The 25,139-nt window shown below is 67.1% G+C and carries 25 protein-coding genes and 4 pseudogenes; 13 read left to right on the top strand and 16 right to left on the bottom strand.

All coding sequences use genetic code 11. The features are described from left to right. Nucleotides 1–94: 94 nt before the first annotated feature. The 6 genes and pseudogenes from AC068D_RS35065 to AC068D_RS35040 form a co-directional block, all read left to right on the top strand. Nucleotides 95–646 (top strand): annotated as a pseudogene (locus tag AC068D_RS35065) (IS630 family transposase); the annotation flags it as partial. Between the two features lie 28 nt (nucleotides 647–674). After that, a pseudogene (locus AC068D_RS35060) lies at nucleotides 675–1,714 on the top strand (IS3 family transposase); the annotation flags it as partial. 476 nt (nucleotides 1,715–2,190) lie between these two features. Next, entirely contained in the window at nucleotides 2,191–2,379 is a 189-nt protein-coding gene (locus AC068D_RS35055; protein WP_478827196.1) for a hypothetical protein, read from the top strand. 626 nt (nucleotides 2,380–3,005) lie between these two features. After that, the gene (locus tag AC068D_RS35050; protein WP_478827195.1) at nucleotides 3,006–3,872 is read left to right on the top strand and encodes a GNAT family N-acetyltransferase; all 867 of its coding nucleotides are present in this window, start codon (nucleotides 3,006–3,008) and stop codon (nucleotides 3,870–3,872) included. Nucleotides 3,873–3,982: 110 nt separating this feature from the next. Beyond that, nucleotides 3,983–4,438, top strand: coding sequence for a hypothetical protein (locus AC068D_RS35045; protein ID WP_478827194.1), 456 nt, complete (start codon nucleotides 3,983–3,985; stop codon nucleotides 4,436–4,438). 62 nt (nucleotides 4,439–4,500) lie between these two features. Then, on the top strand, nucleotides 4,501–5,343 hold the full coding sequence (locus tag AC068D_RS35040; protein WP_478827193.1) for a transposase family protein: 843 nt from the start codon (nucleotides 4,501–4,503) through the stop codon (nucleotides 5,341–5,343). Between the two features lie 241 nt (nucleotides 5,344–5,584). On the opposite strand, the gene AC068D_RS35035 is transcribed toward AC068D_RS35040, so the two are convergent. Continuing rightward, nucleotides 5,585–6,211 (bottom strand): helix-turn-helix domain-containing protein, encoded by a 627-nt coding sequence (locus AC068D_RS35035; RefSeq protein WP_478827192.1) that lies wholly within the window; start codon nucleotides 6,209–6,211, stop codon nucleotides 5,585–5,587. A 128-nt stretch (nucleotides 6,212–6,339) separates the two neighbouring features. Next, nucleotides 6,340–6,660, bottom strand: coding sequence for a hypothetical protein (locus AC068D_RS35030; protein ID WP_478827191.1), 321 nt, complete (start codon nucleotides 6,658–6,660; stop codon nucleotides 6,340–6,342). Nucleotides 6,661–7,070: 410 nt separating this feature from the next. On the opposite strand from AC068D_RS35030, the gene AC068D_RS35025 reads away from it, so the two are divergent. The 4 genes from AC068D_RS35025 (at nucleotide 7,071) to AC068D_RS35010 (ending at nucleotide 9,379) form a co-directional block, all read left to right on the top strand. Continuing rightward, a complete protein-coding gene (locus AC068D_RS35025; RefSeq protein WP_478827190.1) occupies nucleotides 7,071–7,697 on the top strand; it encodes a DUF6409 family protein in 627 nt (208 codons plus the stop codon). A 488-nt stretch (nucleotides 7,698–8,185) separates the two neighbouring features. Next, nucleotides 8,186–8,611 carry a hypothetical protein gene (locus AC068D_RS35020; protein WP_478827189.1) on the top strand — a complete coding sequence of 142 codons (426 nt, stop codon included), beginning with the start codon at nucleotides 8,186–8,188 and terminating at the stop codon, nucleotides 8,609–8,611. A 66-nt stretch (nucleotides 8,612–8,677) separates the two neighbouring features. Further along, a complete protein-coding gene (locus AC068D_RS35015) occupies nucleotides 8,678–8,806 on the top strand; it encodes a hypothetical protein (RefSeq protein WP_478827188.1) in 129 nt (42 codons plus the stop codon). Nucleotides 8,807–9,016: 210 nt separating this feature from the next. Continuing rightward, a complete protein-coding gene (locus AC068D_RS35010; protein WP_478827187.1) occupies nucleotides 9,017–9,379 on the top strand; it encodes a cupredoxin domain-containing protein in 363 nt (120 codons plus the stop codon). A 196-nt stretch (nucleotides 9,380–9,575) separates the two neighbouring features. Here the strand turns inward: AC068D_RS35010 and AC068D_RS35005 are convergent, their stop codons facing one another. Further along, nucleotides 9,576–11,069, bottom strand: coding sequence for a hypothetical protein (locus tag AC068D_RS35005; protein WP_478827186.1), 1,494 nt, complete (start codon nucleotides 11,067–11,069; stop codon nucleotides 9,576–9,578). Nucleotides 11,070–11,235: 166 nt separating this feature from the next. On the opposite strand from AC068D_RS35005, the gene AC068D_RS35000 reads away from it, so the two are divergent. Then, entirely contained in the window at nucleotides 11,236–11,736 is a 501-nt protein-coding gene (locus tag AC068D_RS35000; protein ID WP_478827185.1) for a galactosyltransferase-related protein, read from the top strand. 219 nt (nucleotides 11,737–11,955) lie between these two features. Next, nucleotides 11,956–12,363: a uridine kinase family protein gene (locus AC068D_RS34995; protein WP_478827184.1), complete on the top strand. Its 408-nt coding sequence runs from the start codon at nucleotides 11,956–11,958 to the stop codon at nucleotides 12,361–12,363. Between the two features lie 7 nt (nucleotides 12,364–12,370). Here the strand turns inward: AC068D_RS34995 and AC068D_RS34990 are convergent, their stop codons facing one another. From AC068D_RS34990 to AC068D_RS34980, 3 genes are all read right to left on the bottom strand, one after another. Further along, on the bottom strand, nucleotides 12,371–13,252 hold the full coding sequence (locus AC068D_RS34990; RefSeq protein WP_478827183.1) for a Mu transposase domain-containing protein: 882 nt from the start codon (nucleotides 13,250–13,252) through the stop codon (nucleotides 12,371–12,373). Between the two features lie 293 nt (nucleotides 13,253–13,545). Then, nucleotides 13,546–13,767 carry a hypothetical protein gene (locus AC068D_RS34985; protein WP_478827182.1) on the bottom strand — a complete coding sequence of 74 codons (222 nt, stop codon included), beginning with the start codon at nucleotides 13,765–13,767 and terminating at the stop codon, nucleotides 13,546–13,548. A 121-nt stretch (nucleotides 13,768–13,888) separates the two neighbouring features. Beyond that, on the bottom strand, nucleotides 13,889–14,155 hold the full coding sequence (locus AC068D_RS34980) for a hypothetical protein (protein WP_478827181.1): 267 nt from the start codon (nucleotides 14,153–14,155) through the stop codon (nucleotides 13,889–13,891). Between the two features lie 52 nt (nucleotides 14,156–14,207). Between AC068D_RS34980 and AC068D_RS34975 the strand changes: the two genes are divergently transcribed. Then, nucleotides 14,208–14,441, top strand: coding sequence for a hypothetical protein (locus tag AC068D_RS34975; protein WP_478827180.1), 234 nt, complete (start codon nucleotides 14,208–14,210; stop codon nucleotides 14,439–14,441). Between the two features lie 122 nt (nucleotides 14,442–14,563). Here AC068D_RS34975 and AC068D_RS34970 read toward each other — a convergent pair whose 3' ends face one another. The 10 genes and pseudogenes from AC068D_RS34970 to AC068D_RS34925 all read right to left on the bottom strand — a co-directional run bounded on the left by AC068D_RS34970 (nucleotide 14,564) and on the right by AC068D_RS34925 (nucleotide 25,133). Next, complete coding sequence (locus AC068D_RS34970) at nucleotides 14,564–15,058, bottom strand: hypothetical protein (protein ID WP_478827179.1); 495 nt, start codon at nucleotides 15,056–15,058, stop codon at nucleotides 14,564–14,566. Nucleotides 15,059–15,105: 47 nt separating this feature from the next. After that, nucleotides 15,106–15,567 carry a hypothetical protein gene (locus AC068D_RS34965; protein WP_478827178.1) on the bottom strand — a complete coding sequence of 154 codons (462 nt, stop codon included), beginning with the start codon at nucleotides 15,565–15,567 and terminating at the stop codon, nucleotides 15,106–15,108. Then, nucleotides 15,557–16,084, bottom strand: a complete 528-nt coding sequence (locus AC068D_RS34960; RefSeq protein ID WP_478827177.1) for an integrase — start codon at nucleotides 16,082–16,084, stop codon at nucleotides 15,557–15,559. The genes AC068D_RS34965 and AC068D_RS34960 overlap by 11 nt, the downstream gene beginning before the upstream one ends. 211 nt (nucleotides 16,085–16,295) lie before the next feature. After that, a pseudogene (locus tag AC068D_RS34955) lies at nucleotides 16,296–16,978 on the bottom strand (IS3 family transposase); the annotation flags it as partial. Nucleotides 16,979–17,041: 63 nt separating this feature from the next. Further along, nucleotides 17,042–17,290 (bottom strand): annotated as a pseudogene (locus AC068D_RS34950) (transposase); the annotation flags it as partial. Between the two features lie 69 nt (nucleotides 17,291–17,359). After that, a complete protein-coding gene (locus tag AC068D_RS34945; protein ID WP_478827176.1) occupies nucleotides 17,360–17,857 on the bottom strand; it encodes a hypothetical protein in 498 nt (165 codons plus the stop codon). After that, nucleotides 17,841–20,942, bottom strand: a complete 3,102-nt coding sequence (locus AC068D_RS34940; protein ID WP_478827175.1) for a dynamin family protein — start codon at nucleotides 20,940–20,942, stop codon at nucleotides 17,841–17,843. The genes AC068D_RS34945 and AC068D_RS34940 overlap by 17 nt, the downstream gene beginning before the upstream one ends. A 40-nt stretch (nucleotides 20,943–20,982) precedes the next feature. Then, nucleotides 20,983–22,785 (bottom strand): hypothetical protein, encoded by a 1,803-nt coding sequence (locus tag AC068D_RS34935; RefSeq protein WP_478827174.1) that lies wholly within the window; start codon nucleotides 22,783–22,785, stop codon nucleotides 20,983–20,985. Further along, nucleotides 22,775–24,679: a dynamin family protein gene (locus AC068D_RS34930; protein ID WP_478827173.1), complete on the bottom strand. Its 1,905-nt coding sequence runs from the start codon at nucleotides 24,677–24,679 to the stop codon at nucleotides 22,775–22,777. Before AC068D_RS34930 ends, AC068D_RS34935 begins: the two co-directional genes overlap by 11 nt. 85 nt (nucleotides 24,680–24,764) lie before the next feature. Next, a complete protein-coding gene (locus tag AC068D_RS34925) occupies nucleotides 24,765–25,133 on the bottom strand; it encodes a hypothetical protein (RefSeq protein ID WP_478827172.1) in 369 nt (122 codons plus the stop codon). Nucleotides 25,134–25,139 lie beyond the last annotated feature (6 nt).

Here is a 25,139-nt window from a genome sequence, read left to right as displayed (position 1 = left end):
CTAGTGTCCTGAGTCGGAGATTTGTCGTTGGTCTGGTGTGAGTCGTCCTGGACCGAAGATTCCGCCGGTTGTGCTGACCGATGCCGAGCGGGAGATGTTGCAGTCGTGGGTGCGTCGTCGTTCGAGCGCCCAGTCGTTGGCGTTGCGTTCGCGGATCGTGTTGGAGTGCGCTTAAGGGCATGCGATCGCGGAGGTCGCCCGGCGATTACGGATCACCACGGACACCGTCCGCACCTGGCGGCGGCGCTTCCTCGAGCGCCGGCTGGACGGCCTGTGCGACGAACCGCGGCCGGGTGTGCCACGCAAGATCACCGACGCAGATGTCGAGCGGGTGATCGTCAAAACACTCGAGGAGACACCGAAGAACGCCACCCACTGGTCGACCCGGTCCATGGCCGCGTCCACCGGTATGTCGCAGTCGGCGATCTCCCGGATCTGGCGGGCATTCGGACGCCAGCCACACCGGGCCGAGACCTTCAAACTGTCCAGGGACCCGCTGTTCGTGGACAAGGTCCGCGACGTGGTGGGGCTGTATCTCGATCCGCCGGAGCGGGCACTGGTCCTGTGCGTGGACGAGAAGTCCCAGATCCAGGCCCTGGACCGCTCCCAGCCGGTTCTGCCGATGATGCCCGGGGTGCCCGAACGCGGGTACTGCGGCCGAAGGGGTCGCCGGGAAATGGATGCGCCGGGCGGACATCGACGACGGGACAAAGCCCGGAGTGACCAGCCAGGAGAGCGCGGAGCTGCGCGAAGCTCGGCGGCGGATCAAGCTGCTGGAGCAGGAGAACGAGGTCCTGCGCCGGGCAGCGGCCTATCTGTCGCAGGCCCATCTGCCGGGAAAAGGATCTACCCGCCCGTGAAAGAGCTGGCCGCGGACGGGACGCCCGTCACGGTCACGTGCCGGGTCCTGAAGCTCGCCAGACAGCCCTACTACCGCTGGCTCGACAAGCCGGTGGCCGACGCCGTGCTGGAGGAGGCATACCGCGCGAAAGCGCTCTTCGACGCCCACCGCGACGACCCGGAATTCGGCTACCGCTTCCTGGCCGATGAAGCGCGCGGTGCCGGGGCCCGGATGGCGGACCGGACCGCGTGGCGGATCTGCCGGGACAACCGCTGGTGGAGCGTGTTCGGCAAGAAGCGCGGGAGAACCAAGAGGGCCGGGCCGCCGGTGCACGACGACCTGGTCCGCCGCAACTTCACCGCGGCCGGGCCGAACCGACTGTGGCTCGCCGACATCACCGAACACGCCACAGCAGAGGGAAAGCTGTATCTGTGTGCGATCAAGGACGTCTTCAGTAACAGGATCGTGGGCTACTCCATCGATGCGCGGATGAAGTCTCGTCTGGCCGTGGCCGCCCTGGACAACGCCGTGGCCCGACGCGACCACGTCGACGGGTGCATTCTGCACAGCGATCGCGGATCTCAGTTTCGGTCCCGGAAGTTCATCCGAGCTCTCGATCGTCACCGGATGGCCGGATCGATAGGGAGAGTCGGGGCGGCCGGCGACAACGCGGCCATGGAGTCCTTCTTCAGTCTGCTGCAGAAGAACATCCTCGACCGCCGGACGTGGGCCACCCGCGAGGAACTGCGGATTGCGATCGTGACCTGGATCGAGAAGACCTACCACCGGCGCCGCAGACAAGCCTCGCTCGGCCGGCTGACACCCATCGAATTCGAGATTGTCATGACCACACCGGCCCTCCAGGCCGCGTGACCGAACCTGTCACCCGAACCTGCATCAGACCCTGCCAGCGCATTGTCCTGCTCGGAAGGGCCGCGCAGTTTTCCCCACGGACGTGTCCGTCTCCGACCTCCCGACAACTCATCTACTGATCTAGAAACGGACAACCGATCGTTGTTCGAGCTTGTTCGGTGCACCTCCCGGACAACTCGACGGAGCCATCTCAGCAGATGGAGTCTGTGGAGCGCCGCCCGATGCGCTAAAGCGGGCGTTCCTGTATCGCAGCCGCCGAGTCAAGACGCGGTGCATCCGATCACAACGGAGATCCCCTGATGTCTGTTCAGCTCCAGCACTTTGTTGACCAGCTTGCGCATGGCCTGCTTAGCGAGCTGCCCGCACAGCTCACGACAGCGGCCGTCGTAGCCGCCGCAGCAGCATCCATGCGCGCATGGCGTCGGCGCGGCTCCGCGAAGCGAGTTGAGGAGGTGGACGATTGACCATGCGCGAGATTGCGACGAACCGGACGTTCCCCCGGCGACACCTCCCGCGTCCTCGGCTGGCAACTGAGTGACTGCATCGCCCACCCGCTGGGCAGGGCCGAGATCTTCCACGCCTACTGCACGGACGCCGTAACCGGCGGGCCGATTCCGCTGGTGCGGGGCATGGAGTACGCCGACGCCCCGCCCGTAGAGGCCTGACGTCCGGCGCCGACACGATGAACGCCAAAGTCGGACAGGGGCCGGCCACAGCCGTATCCAGTCCCGCTTCGGCCAGCCGCTGAGCCCGCGCGGGAAGGCGACACGGATCGACAGCATCCGCGGCTTCTTCAACGACCTGATCGAATGGGAGTGGATCAAGCCGAGGTTCGACCCGCGACAGGTGCTCAGCATGCCGCTGTCACTGCGCGCCCTGATGGGCCCCAACCCACGGATCATCGATGACGCGACCTGGGCCAAACTCATGGCCGCCAGACTGGCCCTGGCCCAGTGACCCGTGTGCATCGTGAAGGTGCTGGTCACGGGTCTGGCGTGAGTTGTCTTCGGCGTACTTGTGCTGGTCGTGGGCGGCAGTCTGAGGTGTAGATCGTCTGTCAGGTGCGGGATTTGCGATTTCTCGCCCGCCGTCGCGGGTTGCGCTCGTACGCTCCGGCGCATGGTGGACCCCGAGGTGCATGAGCGGATCACCGCGCGCCGCGCGGAACGGGGGGTACCGAAGCTGCTGGGCTACTGCGGGAGCAGAAGCTCTTGGTCGGGCCGTTGCGGGAGCAGCGGCAGGCCCGGTAAATCGGTTGTGGACCTTCGGGATGAAGTGTCTGATCTCGGCTATGACGATTGTGCTGGGTACGCCGACTGTCGACGGGGTAGGCGAGGCCATGGCCGCGCTGCGGGAGTGGCAGTACGACGAAGCGCCGATGCAGTTGCATTCCGGGGACATCGGCTGGAACTACCGGTTCGGAACGGCCGAGACGGCCGCGGTGGTCCGGACCTGGAGTCGGGACGGGCGGATTCTCGCGGTCGGGATGCTCGACTCGCCGACGCTGGTGCGGATGACGGTCGCTCCAGACGCTTTCCAGGATGAGGACTTGGCGCGGCGGCTCGTCGAGGACTTCTCGCTGCCTGAGCGCGGCGTGCTGCCGGAAGGAGCGGTGTCCATCGAGGCGCCGCTGGGCCTGCTGCTCCACGACCTGCTGAGCAAGGAGGGCTGGGGCGTCGACGAGCCGTGGACGCCGCTCTTCCGGGACCTCACCGAGCCGGTGGAGGACCCCGGCGTGCGGATCAAGTCGATCGGCCCGGAGCAGGCGCAGGACTTCGCCGACGTTCTGCGGTCGGCGTTCAACACCTCGCGGCCTACGCGCGAGTACTGGCACGCGATATCGGCGGGACCGTTCTACGCCGACGCCCGCTGCCTGGGCGCCTATGACGACCAGGGCAGCGTGGCGGCGGTGGTGACGGTGTGGTCGGCCGGCCCGGGGAAGCCGGGGCTAGTCGAGCCGATGGGCGTCCACGAGGACCACCGTGGTCGCGGCTACGGCCGGGCGATCACCGTGGCCGGGGCGGTTGTGCTGCGGGAGATGGGCTCGTCGAGCGTACGTGTGTGCACGCCGAGTTCCAACGTCGGCGGCGTCGCCACGTACAAGGCGGCCGGGTTCGAGGTGCGGCCGGAGGTGCGGGACCGGGTCCGGACGGCCTGACGCTGAGGCTGCTCGGTAGGGCGGCAGTCTGGGGCGTAGATCGTGTGGCAGGTGCGGGTTTTTGCGGTTTCCCATCCGCCGTCGCGGGTTGCGCTCGTACGCTCCGGCGCATGGTGGACCCCGAGGTGCATGAGCGGATCACCGCGCGTCGCGCGGAGCTGGATGAACTCGAAGAGCAGCTGGGCAAGCAGCTGTCCGAGGTACGGGCCGAGCGGGACGAGCTGGCCGTGGCGGTGCGGGTGTGGCAGCGGATGAGCGAGCAGCTCGCCGATGAGCGGGCAACGGCCAGGTCGCCGGTGGTGCAGGTGGCGGGCCGGGCGGTGTGGCTGGTCCCGGACCGGGCGTCAGGGGTGGCCGAGTCCGCGCTGCCGGCGGACTACCAGCGCATCCTGGCCGCCGTGCGGCAGGTCGGCGGGCCGGTCGCCACCCGGGCCGTCGGTGAGGCGTTGGGTCTGGACACCGGGGTGCGGGGCAAGCTGGAGCCGCTGCGCGGGAAGTTGACCAAGCTGGCCGATCGCGGCTGGCTGCACAAGCGGGGTGACGGGAAGTTCACCGTGCGTCGGTAGTCGCCGGACTCGACGGGCCGGTGGGCGTAACCGGCGGACCCCCGGCGGCAGTTGAGTTTGGTGTGAAGACAAACAACGAAACCGTCGAGGGCCCTGACGGCCTTGTCTACACCGCCCGCCTGCCACTGTCGAGCGCCACCTTGAACTATCTCGCCGATCTGATCCGCGGCCACTGCAAGAAGATCCGCTCGCCGTGGCGGGCGCTGCCCGCCGGGAAGATCGCCGGGATCGTGCTGGCGGTGCTGCGCTGTGACCAGCGGCCCGGCGACCTGGCCGGCGGCAACGGGGTCCACCGCACCACCGTGAGCCGGTGGGTGCGCGAGGTCGTCGGCCTGCTGGCCGCCCGCGCCCCGCGCCTGGACCGCGCGCTCAAGAAGATCGCCCGAACGGGCGGCGGCATCGTACTGCTGGACGGCTCGCTGATACGCACCCGAAGCCGCACCGGAGACGCGAACCGCAAGAACTACTCCGGTAAGAGCAAATGCCACGGCCTGCTCGTGATCGCACTCACCGACGATCGCGGCCGGCTGCTCTGGGTCTCCGCGGCCCGGCCTGGACGCACCTCGGAGATCACCGCCTGCCGGCACGACCACCTCACCGCCCACCTGCGCGCGGCCGGCCTCGGCGCCATCGCCGACTTGGGCTTCATCGGCCTGGACAACAACGACGACCCGGACGACGACCCGGCAGTGATCACCGGCTACAAGGCCGCCCGCAACCGACCCCTGACCCCCGGCCAGAAACTGTCGAACACGGTACTGGCCGCCGTCCGTGCCCCGGTCGAGCACGGCTCTGCCCACCTCAAGAACTGGCGCGTCCTCACCAAGCTCCGCACCGACCCGAAGTCGGCGACCGCCCTGGTCAGGGCCCTGGTGGTGCTGACCAACCGCGAAATCGCCCGCTGACCGATGATCTTCGCGAGAGGCATCCGCCCACGATCAGCCCGAGAATCCCGAAGACGACTCACGCCAGACCGGTGACCTGCGACTTCACGATGCACACTGCTCAGTGAGAAGAACTCGGAACAAGGTCCGCCTTCATCCCCCTCACCCAGCTCACGGACACCGTCGCCCGGCAAAAGGACGCCAGGTGAGCGAGTCGCTTGACGAAGCACCAACGCCGCATCGCGACGCCGTCGCCTGTCAGCTACCGCGTACTGCCGTCGTCAAGTCCAGCGATGACTCTGACGTCCCCTTCGGACATGCCCAGAACCTTGGCAATTTCCTGGGCAAGAAGCGGCCCCGGGTTGAGACTGCCGGTGCGAAGCATGTGGATGGTGGACATCGATCGTGCGGTTTCCCTTGCCATCGCCTTCACCGGAATCCCGCGCAAGTCCATCAGCCCAGTGAGCACCCTTGCGAACGGATGTGGCTCCAGCCGCCCAGCAGGGGCAAGGGCCGGACCGAGGATCACCTCACCGATCTTGGCCTGAAACCCGATCAGTTGGGCGCCCGCAAACGCGACCCTCGCGACGAAGGGCAGGCTCTCACCACCGCTGGAACCGACCGTGCCCGGCACTGACACCTCCGTAACCCTTGAAGGCCGACCGTGGCGATCACCCTCGATCTCCACGGGAATGCCCGGCTCGACATCGCGGACCTTCCAGTCGCGGTTCCACCAGGGAAGTTCCAGCAGCACGTCGTTGAAGAAAGGCGGCAGAACAGTGAGATCCACCGGGTCCGGAGGGTTCTTCTGACCGCCCCAGATGACACCAGGCCAGTACCTCAGTGCCGCGATCACGTCCACTGTCAGCGTACGGTTGGCAATTTCCATGGCCACACTCTGCCACCGGTCGACAAAGCCATCTCCCCTGGCCAGGCGAACGTTCCCTGCCACGGCACAGTCCCATCAGGGCTGGTCGTCCACCTCTTCGATGAGCGCCGCCACTGTGACACCCGGGCCTACTCGAACATCAAAGTTGTAGCCCTGATCGCAGAACACCAGTCGACCGAGTCCGGCATCCACTGGCGCAGCAGGCACGCGAGCTGCGCAGAGTCCGGCAGGGGCGCATCCAGGTAGAGGCCCGTTGCACCTTCCGGCATGAACACCTCACCCGGACCTTCATCCGTGCAGAAGCTCCAGCTGAAGGCACATGCCTCGCTACGTCGCGGCGGGTCGACTTCGGCCTCCGGCCAAAGGTCCGTGATCGCGGCAGTCACGACGGCTGAGCTGACCCTCCAAGTGGTGGTCGAGCCATCGAAGAACGCCATGAACGCAGCCATGCCGCATGTCTACCACGTCCCTCTCATCTCCTCCGCGCGGGCTTCGCCTGCCACTGACGAAAGGTCACCACCCTGTCTCGATTCTCAATAACTTGCCCGCTCTCCGGCGTCTGCGCCTCCCGCGACCGCCACGAATAACGGCTGCGCGCCCACCCGCACGTGGCCGCCGACGTGCTGCGCATGGAGTACGTCTCGATGGCGCTCAACGAGCAGATGTCCCTGTATGGGCCCGCCGGATCGCTCTACCGGCGACTAGCCGAGGATGGCCGCAACCGCGCGGTCTTGGAGGCTTTCGAGACCGGCCTGGACCAGACGCCCTACGCCGTTTGCGAGATCCGCCGCATCACCTTCGTCGGCCGTACGAAGGACTGCCGCCGCTGGCACGGCAAGGAGTGCGCCGAGCCGCAACGGTGGTGCAGCTGGCAGCGCACCGCCCGGTGCCGCCGCATCCACACGGTCGTCGACGAGAACGGCGCACCGGTCGATGTGGAGCCGCACCCATCTGGCCCGGACTGCTGCCGCGGCAAGCAGCAGAAAGGGCAGACCTGGCGCTCGGTCCGCACCGTGTACGAGAGCCCCGGGCACGGGCCGAGCTCATCGTCAGCCGCTTCGCCGAACGCTCCCGGGGGTCTGTCCGCCTGGTCACCGGTGGAGTCTCAGGCATTCGCCGCGCCCACTACCTGCCCGACAGCGAAGGCCTGCCCCGCATCGAAGCGTTCATCGTCGTCCCGCGCCACATCGACGGCAAGAACACCGGCCTGCGCAAGGCCGTCGTGCTCGGCCTGTTCAACGAGAACGACCTCAAGGGCGGGTACCGCATGTACTTCTACACGCTCGGTCCCGCCGGGTTCGACCCGCGCACCGTCGGCTTCGCCTTCCCCGGCGAGGTCACCGCCGTCGGCGCTATCGAGGACATGTCCGAGCGCACCGTGATCAAGCTCTACACGGGACTTGGGGAGTTCCCGGGGTCCGCTGCCGTGCGGTACCGGGCGGGCCGCTGGGCCTACTGGCTCCGCAAGGCCCGCCTCGCCCGATAGGGCCCGCCGTCGGGGGCGGGCCTACCCGCCCTCGGCCATACGCACCACCATCACGGCGGCAGTGGCAGCCGCCCAACCGAGCACACACACCGAGAAGAGGGTTACGACGTCGTCAGCAACCGTAGGAAGACCCAGCACAAGACTCCATCAGGTCCGTCCACAGACATAGTGCGCGCCTATGCCGCGCCCCCCAAGGCTTCGGCCGTGACAGCTCTGCCAAGCAACTGGACATCGGCGTGCACGGCGTGAACAGCCTCTTCAGGTGCTTCGCGGCAGACAACACGATCAAGATCAAAGCTACGAAGACCTCTGTCACGGTGAGCCGTCGGGAGACCCGTATCCTGACATGGACGTGGTCCAGTACCGCCCCAACCAGTCACCACGAATCATCGCCACAGACAGCATGGACAGCCCCAGCGGTCTGGATTCCCTACCCGCTGGCCAGGGAAGATCAACAAGACCTGGACCGATAGCCGATGCGTGAAGGGATGCTGATGCAGGACGCACAACAGGCGGCCTCTCGTGGGGCCCGTCCGGCCTGGGGGCGAATCGGGCGCTGCGTGCTGACGTACCTGCTGCTCTACGCCACCGCGTGGCTGATCATCGCCCTGTTGTTTCCCTGGGAAGGCGAGCCCGTCGCGAAGGTCATGGCGACAAGCCTGATCCTCTTGGGATTCATAGGAACTCCGACACTCTGCCTCGCGATCTGTGCGGGATTGGCTCACCGGAAGATGGAACCGCGCCGGTTCCGGGGGGGGGGGCTGGTGGCGCCGATGCTGGTGTTCGCCTGGCCTGTGCTGGCGTCCAGTACCGCCGCGGCGCCACTGCTCCAGGTCACGGTTCAGCTCGCGTTCGTCTGTTTCCTGATTTCGGCGCCCCTCCTGCCGGAGAAGTGGAAGGGGCAGGCGCAGTAGGGCGATGAGCGCTGGTGCCCCGGCGGGCTTTCCCGCCGGGGCACCAGCGCTCTCTGCCGATCGTTCGTGCTCGCCAGCGCCCCCAAGGGCTTCGACGACGTCATCGACCGACTCGTCCTCGACAGCATCCAGTGGTGCACCCCGGTGCTCGACCGGGCCGCCCAGGCCCGCGCCCTGCGACTCGTCCAGGACTGACCAACCCCGGGGGGCGCAGCCGACCTCAGCCAGATCACCCGTGCCGTGAAGCGCAAGCTCAATATGCTGCAGTACCGACCGGAGGTCATCAATGGCTGCCTCGCTGGCACCGGCCTGGTGCTGGAAGCGTGAACACGCTGGCTGGCCGATCGGCGATAGGGCAGCCGGCACGGTCGGAGTCTCAGGTCGCTGGTCAGATACGGTGACTTGATGAATGAGAGCCTGCCTGGGGACGTGGCCGACGTGCTTGCGGCAGTCCTGAACGGGGACACCCCGGTTCATATCGCGCTCCAGAGGCAGGTTCCGCACCTCCGTGTGCGAGCGCGCTGCACATGTGGGTGTGGCACCGCCTACTTCGAGCTCGACTCCAGCAAGGTGGGCCCTGCACCCACCGGCCCCAGCACGGTCGTGGCGGCCGAAGCGCAGCTCGTCACCGAAGCCGGCGAGTGCCCAGGTGAGGTCCTGGTCTTCACCCAGGGCGGCTACCTGTCCTGGCTGGAAGTCTGTTCATGGAGCGACGACATCGAATTGACAATGGCCGCCGCCCGTCACTGGTTGCAGACACGCTCTTGATCCCGAACGACCGGAGCCCAGCAGCTTCTGCGACGCCGCCGACATCACGAATTCAAGTTCAGTGGCTTGTGCACGGTTGGTAAGTGACCGGTGAGGGAAAGAGGGCCTCTGCTGCCGCTCGCGGCCCGACATGGGGCGAACAGGGTGCCGGGAACGGATAGCTGGTGAGGCCCATGGGCTCTTGGGCCTGGTGGCATCAGGGTTTTTCGGCCTGTTGGCGGAGCAGGGCGACCGGCTGGTCGATATATAGGCCCAGGGTTTTCATTCCGTAGGGTTCTTGCTGCTCGTCGCTGAGCCTCTCTTGGCTGTCCGGGTCGCGGGCGATGTGGACCTCCATGTAGGGGTCCGTGTCTCCCGGCGTGAACCAGCCTCTCTTGTTCGATCTGGGGATCACCCACCACATGGCGACCCAGTCCGGATGCTGGGTCATGTTCATGATCGTGCTGGTGCGGTAGATCCTGGATCTGTAATGGAAGAAGTCGTCGCCCTTCTCTGCCAGCCAAGCGGGGGCATCTCGCTGATGTTCCGTGGCGGCTGAGCGGGTGTTCCAGGAGTACTGGAGGGACTCTTTATAGCTGTTGGCGAGTTTGCCTCGGTCGGCTCGGATGAACGAGATGGTCGCGTCGACATAGAGTCGGCCGTCTCCGGCTTTGAGGGGTACCTCGAGGACCACGTTTGTGGAGAAGTCGTCTCCCGGATCGAGGCGATCTCCCGGGCCGCTGATCTTCCCTGCTGCTAGCAGGCGCGAGGTTCCCTGGAAGCGCTCGTGGCGGTAGGTGTCAAAGCCGTTGCCCAGATCGTTCCTCACTGTTCCGAAATTCGTAGGATTCTCGGTGAACGTCGAAGGCCACAGGTTGGCTTTCCATAGCGTTCCGATGACGAAGATGCTGACCGATCCCTCGTTTCGGAATGTGAAGTGCGCTGGCACGTAGAGGGTCGAATGCGCGGCGTTCAGTGTCGGTTTTCCGAAGGAGGCGTTGAAAGGCACCTTGGGCGGGGCGATGTAGGGGCTGTACATCGAGGAGTAGGCCACACTCGCCGCCCCGACCAGACCCGACAGAGCGAGCCCGACCGCAAAGCTCCTCGGGTGGGGGACTCCCCGCCAGGCTTTCTGTCGGCTGAGCTCCCATACCGCCCAACCGGACCAGACCACCAGGACGATCCACAGCCAGAACCACCCCTTGAGGTAGCCACCTTCCCATTGCAGGATCAGGAGCATCGCACTCGTCACGGTAGCGATGACGACACCCAGCACCACGCATGGGCCGGAGTACCTCACTTTTCGCTTGCCCCAATAGTCAATAACCGCTGCGGCCGCGGCCACCTCCAGCAACGCTCCGGCCAGGAAAACCACGCCCATGACGCGCCCGCCGAAGGTCAGCGCCCGCAGGGTGTCCGATAGCCCCACTCGGAACAGGACAGCCGCAGAGGTGGCGACTCCAAGAGCCATGAGGCAGGCGACGGCGCGTCGTTGCCACGTGCGGTCCGGCCAAAAGGTCGCGTCCGCCCGCCATCGGACCTGCCCCGGGTGGTGGAGGTCCGTGTCGGCTGGTAGTCCGGCTCGCCGCAGGACTCTGCGAAGGTCCCGCGTCGACCAGGCCCGCCCGACGCTTACCCCGCCGACGCTGACCTCCCGCAGCCCCCGACTGTCGGGGGCATCGATGACGATCTGCGGCTGACTCGTTGCCATGACGACAGCATCGACGCAGTGACAGAGGTACTTGAGAGACGGCACCTCGTGCGAGGGCCAAATCCGGCCAGCAGGGCCCGCTCAAAGGCGGCCCGCTACGAGGAGCTCCTGCGCTCGATACCGACGCCGGGCCGAGCGGTATCTGTGTTTTCTCGACGCAGACGTCATGGTGGATCGAAACTTCCTCGCCGTTGCCCTCGACCACCTGCACGCCACCGGTTCACGTGCCTTGCTGCCGCATGCCAGCCTCCTATACCTCGACCAGCACTCCAGCGAGATAGCGGTCCGGCAGCGGCTGCTTGAGGCGCCGGGGGAGGTGGACGGTGAAGACCTCCTCGGCTACCGCCTGATGACCAACAGGGGCGGCTGCATTTTCGTGGAGTCAGAGCTCTTCTACTCGGCAGGTGGCTACGACGAGCGATACGAGGGATGGGGGGACGAGGACAACGAGTTCTACGAGCGGATCACCGCGAACACCGCCATCGCACAGCTGGCACACGATCCGCTGCATCTCTACCACCCTCGGCCGGTCATGGAACACAAAAGCTGGCGACCGGACCAGGATCTGCTTAGCGTGGCCGAGAGCAGGCCAAGCCTTATCGGAGATCCCGCTCGGTACGCCACCTCTTCCATCGATGTGCAGATCTCTGGAGCTAGGCATGCATGAACCGCACCGGTTGGAGCTAGGCGAGCTGGTGGCGACGATCAGCGGTCGCGCTGCCAGCCGTCCCCGCATCCTCGTCGGCATAGACGGCCCGGGTGCTTCGGGGAAAAGCACCCTGGCCGATCTCATTGCCGCACGCCTCGAAGGCGCGGTCGTGGTCCACGTCGACGACTTCTATCTGCCGAGCGCGATCCGCAGCAGCGCAGCGGAGAGGCAGGCGCCTTGTTCGACATGCCCCGCCTCGCGCAGCAGGTCATCGGACCAGCGGTCGGCGGCGGCCCGCTGCGGTACCAAAGGTACGACTGGGAGAAGGACGCCCTTGCGGACTGGATCGAGGTGCCCGCTGAGGTTCCGATCATCGTGGAGGGCGTCTCCTGCCTCAAACAGCGGCTACGCGACGCCTATGCGTACGCCGTCTTCTGCCACTGCGACGCGGCGGTTCGACTTCGGCGCGGGCTGGACCGGGACGGCGAGGAGGCGCGCACGTCTTGGGCCGACGAGTGGATGCCCGCTGAGGACGCCTACCGAGCCGCCCAGCGCCCCGACGACTTCGCCGACCTGGTGGTCGACAGTTCGGCCGGCGCCTGCCTCGGGACTGCTGACTTTAAGGTCGTGCGGTGGCGGCGTTAGGGAGCGTTCAGATTCGGGCCAAGGCATCGGTCTGGTTTCCGGGGCATGGTCGGAACCGGTGGAATGCCGGCCTGGCACGTTGGGGATAGTCCCGCATGGCCGCCCGGCGGGCGTTCAGACTGACCACCTCGCTGGGTTCCGGCCCGGGCAGAGCCGGTGCCAGCCCGGTGACCGTCACGGTGGGGGAACGGCCATCGGTCTGAGCGGCCTTGCGGGCTTCGAGGGCGACGATGTCGGCGACGTGGGCGCCGGCAGCAAGGGCCGATCGGATGCCAGCGATCACATCGCGGTGTTCGAGGTGCCGGTGCAGCAGGAGCACGTGGACCAGCTGCTTGGTGCCCTCGGTGTCGCCTTCGGCCTTCTTCGCCTCAGCCCAGAACGCTTCGTGGGCGGCGGTGAACGTGCCCTCGCAGCGGGCTTGGTCCAGGGCCTCGGAGCCGGCCATGGCGCCGGGCTTGGCCAGCAGGACTTCGAGGAAGTGGTCCAGGACGACCCGCTCGGCGCCCTTCGCCGTCAGGCGGGGGTGGCGGGCGATCTCGGTGCGGCCGTGGAAGACGACCAGGTCGCTGGAACGGAGCACAACGCGGACGGTGCGGCTGATGAACCTGGCCGGAACCGAGTAGCGGCAGACCCGCACCGCGATCATCACGTAGCGGTCCACCCGCGGAGTGAACACGGCCCCCGTCTCGAAGGAATCCTGCGGCAGTGGCATCAGCAGCATCGACTCGTGGGCGAAGTCCTGGCCGATCGTGCGGATCCGCATCCCGATCCGCCGGCCTTCCTCCGCCCGCTCGAACTCGGCGAAAGACGCGTTCAACTCGTCCAGGGAGCCCACCTGGGGCACGGGTGTGAGGTAGTTGCGGCGGAGGTAGCCGACCTGGCCTTCCACTCCACCCTTCTCATGAGCGCCGCGAAGTCCCGGCTCGCAGTAGAAAGGGCTGACCCCGAATTCTCTGAACTTCTCCTTGATCTTGCTTGGTTGATCAAATCCGGTGCTGATTCTCCGTGAGCCGTGCGAAGATCGCTTTGTCGCTTCAACAGGCGCCGCCGGGGCGCCCGAGGTCTTCGCGACCGAACCGGTGGGAGTAAGAGGCAGCTCAGGCGGCGGCTGCACGCGTGATGCACGAACGGCGTCCTGAATAGACCCCATCGGGCCCGGTGCGGGCGGCCGAGTGAGTGAGCTCATCGAATCCTTGGCGTGATCGGGAACCCAAGGTCGACAGCGTTGTGCTCGCCTCGGCGGCGGTCGATCTGGGCGAGCTTGTCCTCGGCGCCGGCAAGGCTGACCTTGAGTCCATCGACCTCACTGAGCCAGCCCTCGCACTCGGCCTCGGCGATGCGGTCGAGAAGGTTGTTGCGGATCTCGACGAGTCGGTCGCGCTGGGCGGGGTCGGGCCAGAGCATCGGGCAGCGAACACAGGCTTCTCTGAACTTGCGCTGGTGAGGTGATCGAGTCAGGAACGCCCGTGTCCGCGGTTGAGTTCGTGGTAGCCGCGAAAGTCGAAGAAGCGCAGCAGCAGAGCGATCATTTGGTGAACCTCTGCGGTGCCGTCGATCCGCCCGGAGATGTCGATCTGCACCGCCCAAGTGGGTGGTGTCCGATGGCCGCTTCGAGGATCGCCACATCCTCAGGATCCCAGTCGGAGAAGAGGTAGCCGGTCTGCTCATCGTCGATGTCGATGTAGAGGTTGCCGTCCAGAGTCCACGGATGGCGCTGCTCGGGCAGATGCCGATCGAGCGATGCAACGGTCTCAGCTCGCTCACCTGCGGGAAACACGAAAACAGTTCGCATGGGTCGGAGCGTAGGCAGTTCAGCTTTGTGGCGACCATGGATTTCAGGGACGGTGCCGGTTCGTCGACGTTGTGGTGGTGGTGGTGCGGTTGGCGATGTCTGCGTAGGCCGGCATGCCGAGATCGACTGCGGAGGGTCGGCGGGCTGCTTCGGCATCGAGCTGGTCCAGCTTGCCCTGCGTGCCGGCGAGGCTGACCTGGAGGCCCTCGACTTCGCCCAGCCATCCTTCCCGCTCCGCCTCGGCGATCCGGGCGATCAGGTTGTCGCGGATCTCAGTCAGCCGTGACCGTTGGGCTGGGTCAGGCCGGAGGAGCGAGCATCTGACACAAGCTTCTCTGAACTATCGCCCGGTTCCCGCCGAATGAGCTGTCGAGCTCATCCATTCCGGTAGGCGCGAACCGCCCGACTTCAGCACATCTTCCCGATCTTCAATGCTCGCGCCCGCTCTCCACTGTTCTCCGGGCGGATGCGCTCGGCCAGGCAGTGCCGGTGGGAGATGATGGTGTGGCTTCCTGGACCGTCGCTGCTGCGCGAGTCCAGGACGAGGGCGTCTCCACCTGGGCCCAACGTGATCGGTTCACCACAGAAGTCGCAGCTCCAGACCAGTGACTCCAGGTCGGCAGGTCGGATGGTGAGCCGCACTGATACCGGCGGATGCCAGCGGTGGATTTGCTCGATCACTGCATCGATCTGTGAACCGACGGGTGGAAAGAGCGCGAGTAGTTCGTCGTGGCTGCTCGTGGTCGGGGAGAACTGCTGGATCATGTCGATAGAGGCCGACAGACCAGCGTTCTCGTAACCAACGATCTCAACGAGCACACCCCATGGGTGATGGCTGAGGACCCTGACCTGCACCTTCTGGCCAGGCATGAGCGCCAGACTCTCCGTCTCGAACCTTTCCATAAACCGCTTCCCCATCCCTTAGCCCAACAGGCCGCGCCTGGTGGCGCTCATGCACGCGTGTCGTCGACGTCGGAGCCGATCACCGCGCTCAGGGCCCGCAAGGCGCCATCGTATTGGTGACGGGCGAACTGGAACGGACCGAAGGCCACATAGTCGCGGGCCTTGCGGTGCGGTTGCTCAAAGGCGTCCCAGGTCACGAAGCCGGTCGTCGCGGTGATGCGGGCCATGAGGGGCCAGCATCCCCACTCGCCGCATTCACAACCGAGAACGGGTGTCTTCGGCCCCATCGCGTTGGTGGACCGTCCGAGGAAGTGATCCTGCATCGGGCCGAACCGGAAGAACTCCGGAATCAGACCGCCGTAGGCGTCGCCTGCGGGCTGCATCCCGGCCGCGATCTCGAACCCGTCGATCAGCTCGGTAAGTGGTGCTCCGTCGATGCGGGGGACGATCACGAGCGGGCCGCCGTCGCCACGGCGCTGGCAGTCGAACCGGATGTCATTACTGGTCATCCAGTGATTGTGTCAGCGAAGCCCTTCCCTCCACCTGGGCAAATTGAGCTGCGGCTATGCGAGGCATGCCGAGGTCGATCGCCGTACCGCCGGAAGCTCGTCGGTCCATCTGAGCAGGCTTGTCTTCGGCTCCAGCCAGGCTGACCCGGAGCCCTTCGACCTCCCCGAGCCAGCCCTCGCGCTCGGCCTCGGCGATGCGGGCGACGATGTTGTCGCGGATCTCCTCCAACCGGCCGCGCTGGGCCGGGTCCGGCCGGAGAAGCGAGCAACGAACGCAAGCGTGTTCATGAACACAAGGGCTTGAAAAGGCGCGACCGCAGGTGCCGATGGAGACCTTGCGCTTCTCGAAGTGCGCGAGGAAAGCGTCCCATTCCTCCTCGGTCGGCGTCCGATACTCTTCGCTGGTCCGACTGGCCCGGCGACGGGCGATGAAGGCGCGGTGAGCCTCGATGGTCTCGGCCGGGTAGATCGCTAATGGTGGAGTCGGGTATTGGAACTGTCCGAATGCCTCAACCATTGCTGACCCATGAGGTGAACTCGTCGGCGAGGCCGGGCGGGTTGGCGGCCTCGGTCTGCCGGGCGATCGCCTCGTAGTACTCCAGTTCGTGGACGATCACCGGCACGGTTCGGCCGACAGATCTTTCGATGACGCCGGTCTCATGGAGGCTTCGGGCGAGCTGGCAGCAGGTCTGGCTGAAGCGGGCCTCGATCTGCGCGGCGAGTGGCCCGATGTCCGGGGCGGGCGGCGCGAGCCGGCCCGGGACGGTGGTGCGCTTGCGGCGGCGCAGGTGCCGGCCCTCGATGCCGTGCCGTCGCATCAGCCGCTCGATGCGCTTGCGGTTGACAGTGCGCCCGAAGCCCCGCAGTTCGGCGTGGACGCGGCGGACACCGTAGGTTCCCTTGTGCTCGGTGTGTATCTCGCGGATCTCCGCAACAAGCTCATCCTCGGCGGCCTGCCGCTTTCCGCGGGCCTTCGCGCCGGCGAGCCACCGGTAGTACCCGGAGCGCGAGACCTGGAGAACCCGGCATATCCGCTGAACGCCGAAGGTCCCGGCATGAGCGGAGACGAAGTCCCAGCGGCGGGTCTTCACTTCATCTCCTTCGCGAATTAGGCCGCCGCCCGGCGCAGGATCTCCCGCTCGAGCTCCCACTCCTTCTCCGCCTTGCGCAGCCGACCGTTCTCGGCTCTCAACCGGGCCAATTCCTCGTTCTGACTCTCCATGTCCTGCCCGCCGCGGCTGTGATCCCGGCCGGCGTGCTCGTCGGCCTGGCGCACCCAGCTCCGCAGCGTTTCGCCGGTCACCCCGACGTCCGCCGCGACCGCCGCATACGTGCGCTTCCCACCCGCCGCGTGGTACAACGCGACGGCGTCGTTCCTGAACTCCTCCGGATACGGAGACTTCCGTCCCACCAGGACACCCTTCCTCGGATCTGCAAGATCCATTGTCAGTGTGTCCACACCACCGGGGGCACCTCGGGGCCAGACGCCGGCCTCGGTCCAGTCCCGCAGCCGCCGCCAGCACGTCACCCCGCTGCAGCCGATCGTCTCGGTCGGCACGTCCGCCCAAGTCACACCCGTGCGCAGCACGTAGACGATCCCGCGCAGAGCTGCACGGTCATCCGCCGGCAGCCGGCCCGCATACCGCCGACGCCGCGGCGGGCGAGTCGGGAGCAGCGGTGCGACACGATCCCACAGATCATCAGGCACAAGATCATCTGACACCTGCACAACTCTGCCGCCCACCAGCCCAACTGCCAAGCCAGCAAACCAAACTCATTCTGAAAGGATCAGTTAGCTGCGGCTTTCTACGAACAACATGATCAGGACGGCCACCGGAGCGACCACTGCGAGGGGCAGGCCGATCAGCAGGTAGCGGCGCAACGTGGCGAGCCGGGCCGCCAACGCCTCGCGGGCATCATCCGCTGAGCGGGCGCCGGCGGAGCGGGCGGTCTCCTGCGCCTCCAGTCGCTCTTCCAACGCTGCCATGCGGTCCACGAGCAGGGCCAGCCGGTCGTTGAGGTCGTGCAGCAATCGCTCTTGCGGGCCAAGGCCCTGGCGCACCTGGGCCGTCCCCCTTTCGACGGCGTCCGCAAGTCTTGCCGGAACGGCGTCCACGGCCGTGCGTACCCGGCCGATGGCCTGCGGCAGCCGACTCAACTCCTCACCGAATTCCAGCAACTGCTCTGCTAGCGGCTGGAGTTGTGGTCGAAGCGCCTTGTCGACGGTCCCCGCCACTGCCGCTGCCAGTAGTTGCGCCGTCTCATGCTCGTAGTCACCGATGGCGGCCATGTCTTTCCTCGTTCTCCAGAGTGCGTTCGAACGCGGCCAGTCGGCCCTGCCACCGCTCCAGATCCTTGCGGATTCGGGCGATCTCGCCGAGTCGGGCCTTGGACATCGGTCGTGCCTGGGCCGAACGCTCGGCCGACAGGGAGTTGATCAGTCGCGCGATCTCGTCGCTGAGGTGCTGCCCACCTTCCTTTGCGCGCTCTTTCATCGCCTGGCGCCCGGCCGCGTCACTCTCCTCCCATGCTTCGACCACACGGTTGCGGTTGCGCACGGTATCGCTGCCCTCGCTCCGGCCGGCGAAGAAGTCCTTGGTCTTCTGCCACCTGGTGCGCCAATGGGCGGCTCGGGCGGCAGCGGCCACCCGAGCAACGGGGAACAGCGTTCCTGTCGACGGGGTGGGCGGGTCGCTGATCGAGGCGGTGATGCCCGAAGCCTCGATCCGGCTGCGGATCTCGTCGGCCATGAGGGCGAGCTGGGCCGCGACGGCTTTGTCCGCGCTGTCGTTCAGGGCCCGGAACGCGTTCTGCAGGTCGTCTTCGACAGTCCGGTACGTGTCCGGTCCTTCAAGGCCGTTGACGAGCCTGGTCACCTCCTGCCGGTTGAGCGAGGTCGCCTTCTCCACGCGTTTACGCAACCGCGGCAGGCCCCATTCAGCGGACGTCTCGGCGTCCTCGCGTATCTCAACCAGTACCGTCAGGCTGACGTCCAGCTCGGCCAGCCGGGTCCGGCGGGCGGCCTCGTCGGCATGCGCGATCGCCACCTCGGCGACGCACCTCCGGTCGGCCTCGGTAAGCAGGTTGTGCAGCTGGCGGGTCCAGTCCAGCAGATACGGCCGCCGGTCGGCCTCGGCGAACCTCCCGAGGTCGCGGACCAGATCCTGGAAATCTGCGTTGCGGTTCTTCACATCGGTCAGATAGAGCTTGGGCGACTCAACCCCGAGCCGCTTCAGCAGCTTCAGAGCTGATTGGCGGATCTCCGGTAGTTCCTCCGGCGCCTTGAGATCGACCGCCGTAACCGCCACGAACAGCCGCTCCAGCCCCCGGCTGTCCCGCTCCATGTAGCGGAGGATGCGGCGGAGGTTCTTCTCGTCCTCCTGCGCGGCGGCGCGGTCCGCCGGGAGACAGCACAGCACGGTGCACTTGCGCTCGGAGAGGATGCTATGTGTGATCTCGGCGTGGTGCGGCTTCGGCGCGTCCGTCCCTGGGGTGTCGATGAGTGTGACGTATTTCAGCAGCTCCAGCGGATAGCCGAGGCGTAGTTTTCCGACGCGTAGGGAGATGCCGAGATCCCCGCCGATCCGCTCGAAGGCCTGCTCGGGCGTGAGCGGTTTCGAGGTCTCGGTCCAGGGCGTGGCAGCGAATTTCCGTACCTCGACCCTGGTGACCACCGTCGTTTCGGGCAGTGTGCGGCCGTCGGGATCGTTGGCGCCGTGCGGATAGACGTAGTCGGGAAGCTTGCCGTGGGCGCCTAGTTCACGCAGCACGTCGACCGTACGGTGGAAAATTCGAACCATGTCTTTGTCGCCCGCCTGCATGGCCTCGCGTTCCGGGTGGCCCTTGACCAGCCAGAAGGTGCAATCTGCGGGCGCCACCTGACCTGTCCGCAGCCAGCTTGCGAAGGCCTCGATCTCGTCGGCCCGGACCCGGAACCGTGTTTCCTCGTCCCGCTCCCGGGCGAGGAAACACAGGTCGGCCTTGGTACGCCAGTCGACTCCGAGGACCTGCTCCTGCTCAGCCCAGGTGACGATGTTGACGGTCGCGGTCTCGGCACGGACGCTCGTCGGCAGGAGCTTGCGCACCCGGTCGCCGAACCGCTGCTCCACGATGGCGTTGATGAGCGAGGACTTGCCGGACGAGAACTGACCGAGCATGGCGATCTCGATGCACTCGGACGCCGACTTGTGTCGAAGTGTGTGGAGCGTGTTCCGCTCCTCCTGGGTCAAGCCCAGCTCTGCAGCGTGCGCGGCGAGGTTGCACACCATGCCGTGCAGGCTGGCGCGCGCTTGCAGGTACCTGCGGGCAAAGTCCGTCTTCGGGGCCTGCAGCGGCGCATCCCCTTCGGCACCTTGGCGGCCCGCCCGGATGTTGCAGTGGTCCACCAGCTCCGACGCTGAGCGTGCGACCAGCGGACGCAGGAACGACACGGGATAGAACCGGGTCTGCTGTGCGTCCCGGCAGAGCTCCTTCAGCACTCCGTCCACAGGAAGGAGTGTCCGGCAGTCCCGCAGTGCGCGGGCCAGCTCGCCCCACGCCGCGACCCGCCGCACAGTGGCGTCGACTCGTGCGTCGTGGTGGATCGCCGACATCCGGTCGGAGATCGCCGACGACAGCCGTGGGGCGACCTGGGCGGACCACTCGAGCACCGCCGATCCGGTGCCCGCGGGCAGCGCCTGCGCTCGCAGGACCGCCAGGCAATCCATCAGTGCCGCCCGGCCACGGTCGGACGAAGTCGCACCGCCGTGGCCGGTCACCTCGGAGACAACCAATGGAAGGGCGTACGGCCAGTCCGACACAGGTACCGGGACCAGTTCCAGAAGCGACTGACGCGGCAGCAACTGGTCGTCCCTGATGGCCTGCACCACCACCGGCTGCCGGCCGCGCAGCGCCTCGAAGGCCTGGACGTCGAGCTCGGTGACTCCGCGGTGGGGCAGCACGTACAGCACACCGACGGCCGGATCGGCCAGCTCCTCGGCATACTCGGCGAGGTCGCTGAGCGCCCCGTCGAACCCCGGCAGGTCCAGTACCCGTAGGCCACCCGCCAGCAGATCGCACGGGAGGTGCACGCGCATCCGCCGGAACCGCGCCTCGGTCGCCTCCCACTGCGGGTCCACTGGGAAGGCCGGCCGCCATCCGTCGGCCGCACAGCCGTGGACCTCGATGCCCGGTCCGGCACCGTACACATACTCTGTGGGCCCGTGCCACTGCCAGGCAACGGCAGCAAGCGCAAGAGTGCCTGCCGACCCGCCCCCGAGCAGCGCTCTCAGCAGCGTGGTCTTGCCACAGCCCCGGGGCCCCACCACGGCCACCGTGCCGGACAGCGGCGGGGCCGTCGGCAGCTCGATGCCCGCCGCCGCTGCCAAGCCGGTCACCGCAGCGGTGTGTCGCGGCATCCGCAGCACGGCCGTCCGCTCACCGGACAAGGCGCTCCTCCGTCCGGCACCACGCGCGCAGAGCCTCGATGCGCACCTGTCCGGCCGACCAGGAGTGCCGGTCGGCGAGCGCGACGGCCGCCGTCTCAAGCCAGGCGGCCCGGGTCTGCCCGGCGCACTCGGCGTCTGCGCGTGCAGCCTTCACCACGACCTGTTCGACGGTTCGGCTCAGCGTCTTGATCTGCGGTTCGAGTACGGTCTGCATCCCGGTCTGCAGCACGCCGCTCAGATCGGTCCTCTCCTGCGGGACGTTGTTCACAGCCCGCAACACGGTCTCGTGGAGCAAACGCAGGTGGCGGTCGATAAGCTCCGCAGCCTGCCCGAGACCGGGGTCGGCCCGCGGCGGTTCCGGCGCGCCGGCCTTCTCCTGGCCGACATTCTCCTTGCGGTACGGCGGCTCCGACTGCTGCTGATGCTGCTTCTGCACATCCGGATCGGCATGCTGAGCTCGGGACGGGTTGCCGTCGTCCCGGGGCGGCCCTGCGCCTGGTTCGGCATCGTGGTCCGGCTGCTGAGCCGTGGATTCCTGGGGGGTGCCCCACGGGTCGGAGCCTTTCGTCCCCCTCTCGATGTCGGGGTGTTCCGCTCCTGCGCCAAGGCCGGCGCCGAGGTGCCACTCGTCGGTATCGCGTGCGGGCCCGGGCATGTCGTTCTCAGCACAGTGGCGCAACCGGTTCAACATGCCGTCCAGATCGCACCGGTCGAGCGCAGTCAGTGCCTCCCCGACCTCTGTGGTGGTCCACTGACCAGACCACAGCGGCGGAGGCAGCTCTCCGACTTTCAGCATCGCCGCAGCGCGGCGATCGCCGCCGAGCACCTGCTCGCACTCGGCCCGGAAGCCCGCACAGGCGTCCGGAACTGCTTGCGTCGCTTGGCGTCGGAAGACCCGCCACGCCTCACGCAGCGGCTGTACGACCGACTCCCAGGGGGCAACGCCCTCTTCGCCGTCCTCGGCCCACTCCACGGCACGCCCACCGACGGCCAACGACACTCGCGTGAGCTGCTGCTCAGCAACGCGGATCGCGTCAAGCGCGCGCATCCGAGCTAGGTTGGCCTCGTTGTGCAGATGTTCAACCACGGGCTCTTGCCGGCTGCGCAGTTCGGCCAGCCGCGCCGACTCCCGGCGCTTGATCTCCACGCGTCCTTCGAGCTGTGCCGCAGCCGTGGCGACCAGGGTGGCGAGCGCACGTAGCGCGGGCCGGCGGTGCGGTTGTCCGGCTGCCTCAGCCAGCACCTGCCGTAGCAGCGCGGGGAAGGTGCCCTGGTTCCCGCCCGCCGCGTGAAAGTGCCACTGTGCACCCAGTGGGCCGAGGGCGGGGCGCAGCCGGAACTTCTCGATCTCGCTGCAGGCCGCCTGCTGTTCCGAGTCCCCGCCCAGCAGCTCGACATCCGTGACCAGCACGACGACACGGCAGCCGTCCGCTGCGGCCTGCCGCACGGCATCCTCTTCCCACTGGGACAGCGCCTGTTCTGCCGGTGTGGCAAGGACGACGACATCGCACAGAGGCCGGTCGGCCCAGTCCGTGACGGAGTGCCGCAGCATGCGGACCTCCGGAAGGGCATCGGCGACCGCCCCCGCGACAGCGTCGGCAACAGCTGCGCCCGTGGGCCTGGCGACCAGGCAACACGTCGGTGCCGCCACCAGGAACGCCGCGAGCTCGTCCGCCCGGCCGCCGAGATCCAAGCTCAGGTCGGCGGCCGTCGAGACCAGGCCCGCCAGCGCCTCCGCGAGGGATACGCCGGCGCTCGCGCCACACTCAACAAACGCTTCCTCACCTGCCACGCTCGGCCCCCTCGCATGCGGACGCACGCGTCGGCCCCAACCCGCTGCAGGCCTCGGCCAGCCGGGCACAGACATCGGCTGCCTCGTGCCACTGCCGTGAGCGCTCCTGGGCATCCATCTGCAGGCGTCCGCCCTCACCGGCCCTGCGGTCGGCCTCCGCCTTCAGCCGATTGAAGATCTTCGCGTTCTCTGCCCAGTAGAACTTCCCCTGTGCGTCTTGGAGGCTGGCCCGGGTGGCCCGCACACCAGTGGCTGCCTGGCGACGCGCGCGACTCAGCTGGTCCCGCCGTCGCTGCGCACGTGCTCCGATGCCGAGTTCGTTCAACAGCATTTCGGTGGCTGCGACGGCCTGGCTGGCCGGGTGGCACATCATTTTCACGGAGCGGAAGAGCTCATCAGAGGCCTCCTCGACCAGCCCCTGCGCTCCCGCCGTCACCTGTGTAAGCACGGGACCGAGCTCGGCGGCGACCACCTCGCCGACCTTGTCGATGCGCAAGTCGCTTTCGTTCCAGCCGAACGACAGCTCGTCGAGTGCGGCGCGATGGAGCGCATGGGAGAAGATCCTCAGGCGGTCTGGCCCGAGAGCGTCCCCGACCATGCGTTCCATCCTCTCTGCGAGGGTGAGCCCGGAATCGTCCATGAAGATCGACGAGATACTGGCCCACAAGCCCTGCACCGCCATACGCCGCGCCTGGGCGTGAACCTGCTCCACAGCCAACTCTGCGGCCTCGGCCACGTCCTCGAGCAGCTCACCAATGTGCAGGTCCACCAGGTCCTCGAGCCGACGGTCGAGGCGGCGCTTTTGAGGAAAGAGGGCCGTCTTGACGAACTCCGCGTGCTTGTCCATCTCGCCCCCGGCCTTCTCGGCCTCAGCCGTTAGGCGCTCGGCCTGCCGCTCCGCCCGGGCACCGAGTCGCTTCAGCGTGTCGCAGACGTCTGACAGCGCCTGGCCGCTGCGCCCGGAACTGCCGTGCCCGCCGAGGAAGGACGCAGAGAGATGCTCGTACAGGGCCGTGTATCCCGAGTCGGCGAGACGGTCCTGCGCCGCGCGGACTGCCTCGGGGTCGCCGCCGTTTGCCACCGTCCGCAGCTCCTGCAAGGCCGCCAGGCCGTCGATGGAGTCAACCGCGATGGGCTCCCCGTCGGCGGTGGCGGCGAAGGTGTCCATAACGGCAGCCAGAGCCACATTCACGTTCGGAATCTTGTTCTTCTTGGTGACCACGACCAAGAACCGCCGCCTGGTTCGCCGCAGTTGCTCGGCGAGCCGGACCGCTTTGTCGCCCCCGGGCTGATGGCCGCTCACCACGAGCACGGCCGCGTCCACCAGATGCAGAGCCTCCATGGTCGTCGCGTCGTCCGCCTGCGTGGCGCTCAGCCCGGGCGTGTCCAGGATGATCAGGTTCTTTAACACGCCCGCCGGAAGGCGCAGGATCACGCGCACCCGCCGACCGTGCACCGACCGTCCCTCGACGGTGCGCTGGTCGGTGTACCGCTGCGCCTCCTCCAGCGCTCCACGGAACAGGGTCGCGCCGTCCTGGTCCAGCACCTCTCCCGACTCGGTCTCACCCCACCACAACTCGGTGAGCGTCCCCGTGGTGGCAACCACCCCCTCCACCACGGCACCGCGGCGGCCGAGCAGCATGTTGATCAGCGTGCTCTTGCCGGCGTTGAAGTCCCCGACAACACCGAGCCGGTACGGCTCCCCGTAGCGTCTGCTGATCTCCGTGACCCGGGCGGAGCCGGCAGCGAATCCATCCACCGCGTACCCGCCGGCCTCGGTGTCCAGGTACCTGAGCTCGTTCAGCGCCTTAGTGATGCCGGCGAGCAGAGCCTCTATCTCCCGAGGGGAACCACCGGGTGTGAACGCGGCTCCGTACGAGCCGGGACGTGCCATCTTATGTCCTCTCTCATCCCACCGTTTGTGGGTGAACAAACGCATAAGGGATCGCAATGACGTCGCAAGGTGGAGGCTGTCGCGCCTAAATGGCCAAGACACCGAAGACGACCACGAACGCCAGCCCCAGCGCGAAGAAGGTCATCTGCAAAGCGGCTGGCAGTCGGATGTTCGTCGAGTAGATGGAGGTGGTGTCGTCACTTTCGCTCACGGTGCCGGCCAGAGCCAGGAGCGTGCCAACTCCAGTGAGTACGGAGATGGCGTGAGCCAGCCAGGCCAGCTGCAGCCAGACCAGGTCCGAGGAAGTCGCATCGGCGACGATGTCCTTGGCCAGACTGATTGTGATGGTGACGACCGCGGTCGTCAGCGTCAGGACGTGCTTGCTCGTCTCCGACGCCGCTGTCAGGGCGGCATTGCGTCGTTCTGCTGCGGCCGCTTCTTCAGCTGCTGCCATGGTGGC

This window comes from Streptomyces sp. NPDC043861 (genome assembly GCF_056435905.1).
Note: the sequence above shows the minus strand (reverse complement) of the source record. Positions and strands in the feature narration are given on the sequence as shown.